At 41.1% G+C, this 7,106-nt stretch carries 6 protein-coding genes and 2 pseudogenes; 6 read left to right on the top strand and 2 right to left on the bottom strand.

Annotated features, from left to right (window positions below; genetic code table 11):
• A pseudogene (locus tag L652_RS01000000123520) lies at positions 1–1,168 on the bottom strand (TIM-barrel domain-containing protein); the annotation flags it as partial.
• Between the two features lie 107 nt (positions 1,169–1,275).
• Positions 1,276–2,043 carry a sulfite exporter TauE/SafE family protein gene (locus L652_RS0108425; RefSeq protein WP_024595864.1) on the bottom strand — a complete coding sequence of 256 codons (768 nt, stop codon included), beginning with the start codon at positions 2,041–2,043 and terminating at the stop codon, positions 1,276–1,278.
• Positions 2,044–2,223: 180 nt separating this feature from the next.
• On the opposite strand from L652_RS0108425, the gene L652_RS0108420 reads away from it, so the two are divergent.
• The 6 genes and pseudogenes from L652_RS0108420 to L652_RS0108395 all read left to right on the top strand — a co-directional run.
• The gene (locus L652_RS0108420; protein WP_024595865.1) at positions 2,224–2,973 is read left to right on the top strand and encodes a GntR family transcriptional regulator; all 750 of its coding nucleotides are present in this window, start codon (positions 2,224–2,226) and stop codon (positions 2,971–2,973) included.
• Positions 2,974–3,188: 215 nt separating this feature from the next.
• Positions 3,189–4,151 (top strand): aldo/keto reductase, encoded by a 963-nt coding sequence (locus L652_RS0108415; RefSeq protein WP_024595866.1) that lies wholly within the window; start codon positions 3,189–3,191, stop codon positions 4,149–4,151.
• Positions 4,152–4,160: 9 nt separating this feature from the next.
• On the top strand, positions 4,161–5,156 hold the full coding sequence (locus tag L652_RS0108410; RefSeq protein WP_024595867.1) for a TauD/TfdA family dioxygenase: 996 nt from the start codon (positions 4,161–4,163) through the stop codon (positions 5,154–5,156).
• Positions 5,156–6,164 (top strand): annotated as a pseudogene (locus L652_RS01000000123515) (putative sulfate exporter family transporter). The gene L652_RS0108410 and the pseudogene L652_RS01000000123515 overlap by 1 nt, the downstream one beginning before the upstream one ends.
• A 425-nt stretch (positions 6,165–6,589) precedes the next feature.
• A complete protein-coding gene (locus L652_RS0108400) occupies positions 6,590–6,799 on the top strand; it encodes a cold-shock protein (RefSeq protein ID WP_024595869.1) in 210 nt (69 codons plus the stop codon).
• A 185-nt stretch (positions 6,800–6,984) separates the two neighbouring features.
• Positions 6,985–7,106: cold shock domain-containing protein (locus L652_RS0108395; protein ID WP_024595870.1), on the top strand; the 122-nt coding region annotated here is incomplete at its 3' end.

The raw sequence follows: 7,106 nt of genomic DNA, 5'->3' as shown, positions 1-7,106 counted from the left end.
GAGCCAGTATTCGTAAGCGTCGGGGTGAGTAAAATCTAAAATACCCGACTCTGGTAGTGGTGTAAGTACTTCGCCAAATGGGCTTAAATCCCACTCGTATTGATACGCTTTACCGGTGCGTTTATCTTTTATAAGCCAGCCATTTTCGGCCGCTTTAGCAAATAATGGGTTATTTACCGAGATCATCGGGTATTCCCATACGCAAATTTTAAAATCCATCGCTTTTAGTTCATCAAGCACTGGTTTTGGGTCGGCGTAACGTGTTGGATCCCATTCAAATGCAAAGCGGGTGTCGGTGTCTTGCCATGCGCGGCCATCAAGAGTAATTACGTCGCACGGCATATTTTTAGCACGCACTTCGCGGGCAACACTCAGTAATTCGTCAGCATCTTTGTAATACGCTTTTGATAAAATAACACCAAAGCTCCACTGCGGTGGCACCGGTGCAAAACCTGTTAGCTCACAGTAACGGTTAATGCTTTGGGCAGGTGTTTGTTCTTGATATAAAAATACATCTAGCGCGTCATCTTCAACTAAACATACATATGCGCGTTGCGACCACAGTGCGTAACCTACGCCATGAGTTACCGGCGCAGGTGTATGTACAAATAAGTTCCAGCCTTCTGGGCTCCATGCATACGGTGTGTTTTTATAAGACTTTTCGGCGTTAACGCCTAGCGCATCGTGGTTGTATGAACGAATAAGTTGGCCGCGTTTATCAAGCTTTCCCCATTTTTCGCCAAGACCATACACGGCCTCATCGTAGTTAAGCTCTAAGCTTAATATCCAGCCGNGGCGGTAAACGATGCTGGCGTACAAAGTGGCCATCGGTTGCTGATTGCTGCACTAGCTCATCGTTTTTATAAAGTTTGAAATGAAAAGGGTCGCAGTAAAACTCTAGCCGGTATTCGCCACCACTTACACTGTAATCATTATTGTTTTTGCTAAGTGTGAGGGGGTATTCTGATGGGGTTGTGGTTAATATTTTAAACTGCTCGTCATGCGTGGTGCCTGCATTTAAACGTAAACCAAACTGGCTTATCGTTACGCTAATATCACCAAACTGAGTGGGCAAAACCAACACATTACCTTGTAACTTTGGCTGTGCGGTTAAGCGTGCTGGTTCTATTGCGTTCCAGTCTGGCTCACGTAATTCAAATGCATTCATGGGAGTTCCTTAACCAATTATTAGTCTTGTATAAGACACAAGTTAAATAATTGTAATCCCCATGTCAACGTAAATAAACTCAAGATGAATTATTTACATCGCATTTTTTAAAAAATGCCAGGTGCCGATGTAGCCACCAGCGATACGCCGCTCAGTCCTAGTAACGTAATAGCTATAATGCGTATCCATTTAGCGTCAACGTAAGGCGTTAATTTACGAGCAAAATGCGTAACTAACAACACTAAGGGAATAGCCGCTGCAATTAAAAACATAATGTCGAGCCCCGGCAAAGTACCAAATAAAGCGATACCTACACGTACTAACCCGCCAATAGTAAATACCGCTAATAACGTACTGCGAATAGCTTCAATAGACCAACTTTGTTTATAACACTGAAACACAAGCGGCGGCCCTGAGGTTGAAAACAACCCACCAAGTAATCCACTCACCCCTCCAGCTATTAAAAACGAACGAGGGCGGCTTTGTTTATTAGCACGATCGCGGCCAATCAGCATTAAAGCGCAGCACAGCAGAATACTTACACCTAAAATAAAGTTTAAATAGTGCGTTAAATGCGACGACATAAACTCAAGTAGCACAAAACCTATCAGCATTAACGGTATACCGGTATACAACATAAGTTTTAGCTCGGGTACTTTTACCGAACTGCGGTTCTTAACGACCACGGTTGTTGAATTAACTAACCCTAGCAAACTCACTAAAAATGTAGTTGCCGTAAGTGGCAATACATCAAGCAACGTAAAGCTTGCAACCACCAGCAACCCAAAGCCAAACCCGCTAAGAGTTTGCATTACAGTGGCAAGGCTTAGGCACAACGCCATAAGCAAAATGAGTTCAAAAGAAATACTGAGCACTTTTAATTTCCTAAGGGTGAGCTATTGTAGTGTAACGATTTGTTTTTAGGCATAATGTATATTCTGCGCCTATAAAACATTACAGCAGTAGTTCACGTTTAATTGAGCTAGCGCAAATATGCGTAAAAGGTTTCACCTATGATATAACTACAGGTGGATTAAATTTAATGGTAAATAATAATGAGTAACTCTATGTTTGATCACAAATTAAGTGGCCCAAGCTTGGCTTTTCAACCGCTTTACTTACAAGTGGCTGATTATATTAAACAGCTCATTGTTGAAAGACGCTGGGTACCTGGCGAAGCACTACCAAGCGAATTTCGCCTTGCTGAAGAATTTAACGTAAGCCAAGGTACGGTTCGTAAAGCACTTAATTTATTAACCGACAATAAAATAGTGACTCGTCGCCAAGGCGTTGGTACGTTTGTATCAGAGCATACCGCGCAAGATGCCTTATTTAGGTTTTTTCCGTTACAAGCAGACGGTAAAGGTGCCGATTTGCCAAAGGCTGAACTGCTATCGGTTGAGCTTTGTGCAGCGCCAGTTGAAGTAATAGAAGCGTTACAACTCAATAAAAAAGACAAAGTTACCAAGCTTGTTCGTAGGCGCATTCTTAATAACGAATTTTGCATGAGCGAAACTATATACCTACCACAAAGCTACTTTCCTGATATACATCAAAGTAGTGATATTCCGCATACATTGTACCATTACTATCAAACCAAATTTAACCAAACTGTACACAAAACCCAAGACAGTATTAAAGCTGTACTTGCTACAGCTGATGATGCCAAAATGCTTGCTATTAAAGCTGGCGACCCACTGCTGTTGGTATCACGAATTACCGAATCAATCGAAGGTAAGCTAATTGAATACCGCCAAAGCAAATGCCGTAGCGATCATTACCACTATCAAATTGAACTTGATTAATTAAAAGCGTGTTTAGTGCTAAAAACTCACTTTAGCGCATAATAATTAAATATTTTTTAAAGGCAGCAAACGCTGCCTTTTTGCTGCCTGTAGGTTTTTTAACCCACCCATTTACTACTTTGCTGTTAACACAGTATTGACACTGTTTGATTCGTATAATAACTTATGTCTTATACAAGACCCAAGTCATTATGCATTTTTAACAGGAATTCCCAATGAGTTCATTAAATAATATCCCTCCAGTAGGGTTCGGTTTATGGAAAGTAGCACAAGAAGATTGTGCGCAAACGGTATACCAAGCCATTAAGGCAGGTTACCGCCATCTTGATTGCGCATCAGACTACGGTAACGAAGAACAAGTAGGCGATGGCATAGCCCAAGCAATAAACGATGGTTTATGTACTCGCGAAGAATTATGGGTAACATCAAAACTGTGGAATACCTTTCATGCACCAGAGCATGTTGGCCTCGCGATTGATAAAACACTGAGTGATTTAAAGCTAGATTACCTAGACTTATACCTAATTCATTTTCCGATTGCGCAAACATTTGTGCCAATAGAAACCCGCTATCCACCAGAGTGGTTTGTTGACCCAGACGCGCAAAATCCACAAATGGAGCTGGCAAAAGTGCCGCTATATTTAACGTGGCAAGCAATGGAAGAGCAAGTACATAACAACAAAGCTAAACGCATTGGAGTATGTAATTACTCAAGCGCGCTGCTTCACGATTTAATGACCTACGCAAATATCAAACCCGCTATGTTGCAAATTGAGTCGCACCCTTATTTAACGCAAGAGCGATTAGTAAGATTAGCTAAGCAGTACGATATTCCGGTTACTGCGTTTTCACCACTGGGTGCGCTTTCATACCTTGAGCTAGAAATGGCTGATAAAACTGAATCAGTTCTTGAGCAAAGCGTTGTTAAAGCGGCTGCACACAATCATGGCAAAACGCCAGCACAAGTAGTTCTTCGCTGGGGCGTGCAACGCGGCACAGCCATTATTCCAAAAACTTCAAAACTTGCACGCATGAAAGAAAACCTCGCACTGTTTGATTTTGAATTAACAGAGCAAGAAATGGCGCAAATTTCTGCGCTTAACAGTAATCGCCGATTTAACGACCCTGGGCACTTTTGTGAAGCTGCCTTTAACCGTTTTCACCCAATTTACGATTAGGAACATACAATGTCAGCTACCGAAATTAACTACGCCTCAGTGCCAACTCAATTAACATTCGATGATTCGGTTTTTCCGTGCATTGTGGTTAATAACAATAACGCCAGCACCGTTGAAGAAGCGGTAGCTTTCATTCGCGCGAATAAAAGTGAACTGGCTACAAAGCTTCGCAGCTCAGGTGCTGTGCTGTTTCGTGGCTTCCCGGTAAATAGCGCCGAAACCTTTGATACTTTTTCAGCAGGGTTTGATTACGACAATTTTACTTATAAAGAGTCACTGTCTAACGCGGTACGTATTAATTTTACCGAGCGTGTATTTACAGCCAACGAAGCGCCAAAAGATGTAGAAATATACTTACATCACGAAATGGCGCAAACGCCTATTTCGCCAAGTAAGTTATTCTTCTTTTGTAAATCGGCCGCAGAAGAAGGTGGTGCAACACCTCTTTGCCGATCAGATAAGTTATTTAGCGCATTAAAAGAATACGACAGTAAACTTGCCCATGATTTTGAACACAAAGGCCTAAAATATACCACCTATATGCCAGCCGCTGACGACGCAACATCAGGCCAAGGCCGAAGCTGGAAAAGTACGCTAAGTGTAGAAACCAAAGACGAAGCACATAATAAATTAACCGAACTTGGTTACGAGTGGGAATGGCTTGAAGACGGCTCACTAAAAGCCGTTACACCGGTACTGCCTGCGGTAGTAACTCTTGAAAATAACGTACAGGTTTTTTATAACCAACTGATTGCCGCTTACATGGGCTGGAAAGGTGTACGCGAAAACCCATCAATCGCCATTACTTTTGGCGATGGTAGTGCAATACCCAAAGCAGGACTTGATAAAATTGTTGAGCTTTCTAAAGTATTTACCTTTGATCTTGCATGGCAAGACGGTGACGTTGCTTTAGTTGATAACGAAATGGCTATGCATGGTCGTCGCCCTTTTACAGGTGAACGTAAGCGCCAAGTATTAGTAGCACTTACCGCAGCTAAAGCGTAATGCAGCGCTTAAGCAGTAAATTAAGCTGTAAAATATCACCTTTATGGCAAGGTGCCAGCATTGCTGCAATGACTGGCCTTGCCGCCTTATTTTTGAGTGAGCATTACGGCGCGCCAGNCAGCCATGTTGTTTGCTTTGTTACTGGGTATGGCAGTCTCATTTTTGTATCAAAGCGATAGCCCTTGCGCCAAAGGTATCGATTTTACCGGCACCACGGTTTTGCGTGTAGGTATAGTACTGCTAGGCACACGCATAGCGCTGGGAGATTTAGTAACACTGGGTTGGCAAACAGCACTTATGCTAGCGGGCGCTATATTTACTACTATTATTTTAGGCGTAGTACTAGCACGCGCATTTGGCTTGCAAAAGCGCTTTGGTGCACTTACAGGTGGTTCGGTTGCTATTTGTGGAGCGTCTGCTGCGCTGGCTATCTCGTCTATTATGCCAAACAGCGAACATAAAGAACGCGACACCTTATTAACCGTTATTGGCGTAACAGCCATGTCGACTCTAGCTATGATCCTCTACCCTATCGTGGTTAATTATCTTGAGTTTGACGCCCATAATGCAGGCGTATTTTTAGGTGGCACAATACATGATGTAGCCCAGGTAGTGGGTGCAGGTTATTCGGTATCACCCGAGACAGGCGATATAGCAAGTCTAACTAAGCTAGTACGTGTTGCAATGCTACTACCCGTTGTACTTATTATGATGGTTGTTATTAATCACTCAAATAAAGAAAAACACGGAGAGTTACCTAAAGTACCTGGGTTTTTAATTGGCTTTGTAATACTTATGGTAATAAATAGCTGCTTTTCAGTTCCTACAATAGTACTTGAAACCGCTAACGAACTTTCGCAGTTCTTTTTAATTGCTGCTATTTCAGCCATAGGTATGAAAACTAATTTAGGAAAACTAACCGAAGTAGGTATGAAACCCATTATTTTAATTGTGGCTGAAACACTTTGGATTGCGTTATTAATACTTGGATTTGTAATTTGGAGCTAAAGAATTACATTATTTAGGGTATATCTCAAAAAAATTAGTAGGTAATTAGGTCATGTTTCAACCAATTAAAAGCTGTATTTTGCCTACTTTAAAACTACGCACAAAAACAGGCTTAACGTATTGATTAAACAAAGCTTACCTTTATTTTAAAAGTATAAAATATCATCTTAATCATAACTAATTAGTTAAAAAAACAACAAACAAATAAAGTACTTACTCTAAAATAAATTTACAATAGGGCTTGGTATATACTTTAATTTACTGTTATCCTGCCTCGCATCGGGTTGACAGAAAACCCTATTTATTTGTAAGTACCACGTTGTTTTAGTAATAATCCTTCGCGTTATCCTCAGTTAAATGTATGTTTTCTTCCTGTTAAATTGCCTAATTTAAGGCGCACTTTTATTAATCCTTAGGATACTATTATGTCTACAACTACAACTGGTACAGTTAAATTTTTCAACGAAGCAAAAGGTTTTGGTTTCATCGAGCAAGAATCTGGTCCTGATGTTTTCGCACATTTCAGCGCAATCTCTGGCGACGGTTTCAAAACTTTAGCTGAAGGCCAACGTGTACAGTTTACTGTTACTCAAGGTCAAAAAGGCCCACAAGCTGAAAACATCGTTAGCATCTAATTGCTTTCGTTAAATGGGTTAGCAATAGCCCATTTTGAATACTAGTTTGAAAGAAGTTTTGTTTTATTTGTTAGTACCGAGTTGTTTTAGTAATAATCCTGCACGATATCCTCAAGTTAACTATTTTTTCCGGCTCAATCGCCTCTTTTCAGGCACACTTATATTAATTTTTTAGGATACATATTATGTCTAATACAACTACTGGTTCAGTAAAATGGTTTAACGAAGCAAAAGGTTTTGGTTTTATCGAGCAAGAATCTGGCGCAGACGTGTTCGCACATTTCAGCGCGATCTCTGGCGACGGTTT

Source organism: Pseudoalteromonas sp. TB25 (genome assembly GCF_000497995.1).
Taxonomy (GTDB): Bacteria; Pseudomonadota; Gammaproteobacteria; order Enterobacterales; family Alteromonadaceae; genus Pseudoalteromonas; species Pseudoalteromonas distincta.
The sequence above is the reverse complement of the archived record's forward strand: the minus strand, read 5'-3'. Positions and strand labels throughout refer to the sequence as shown.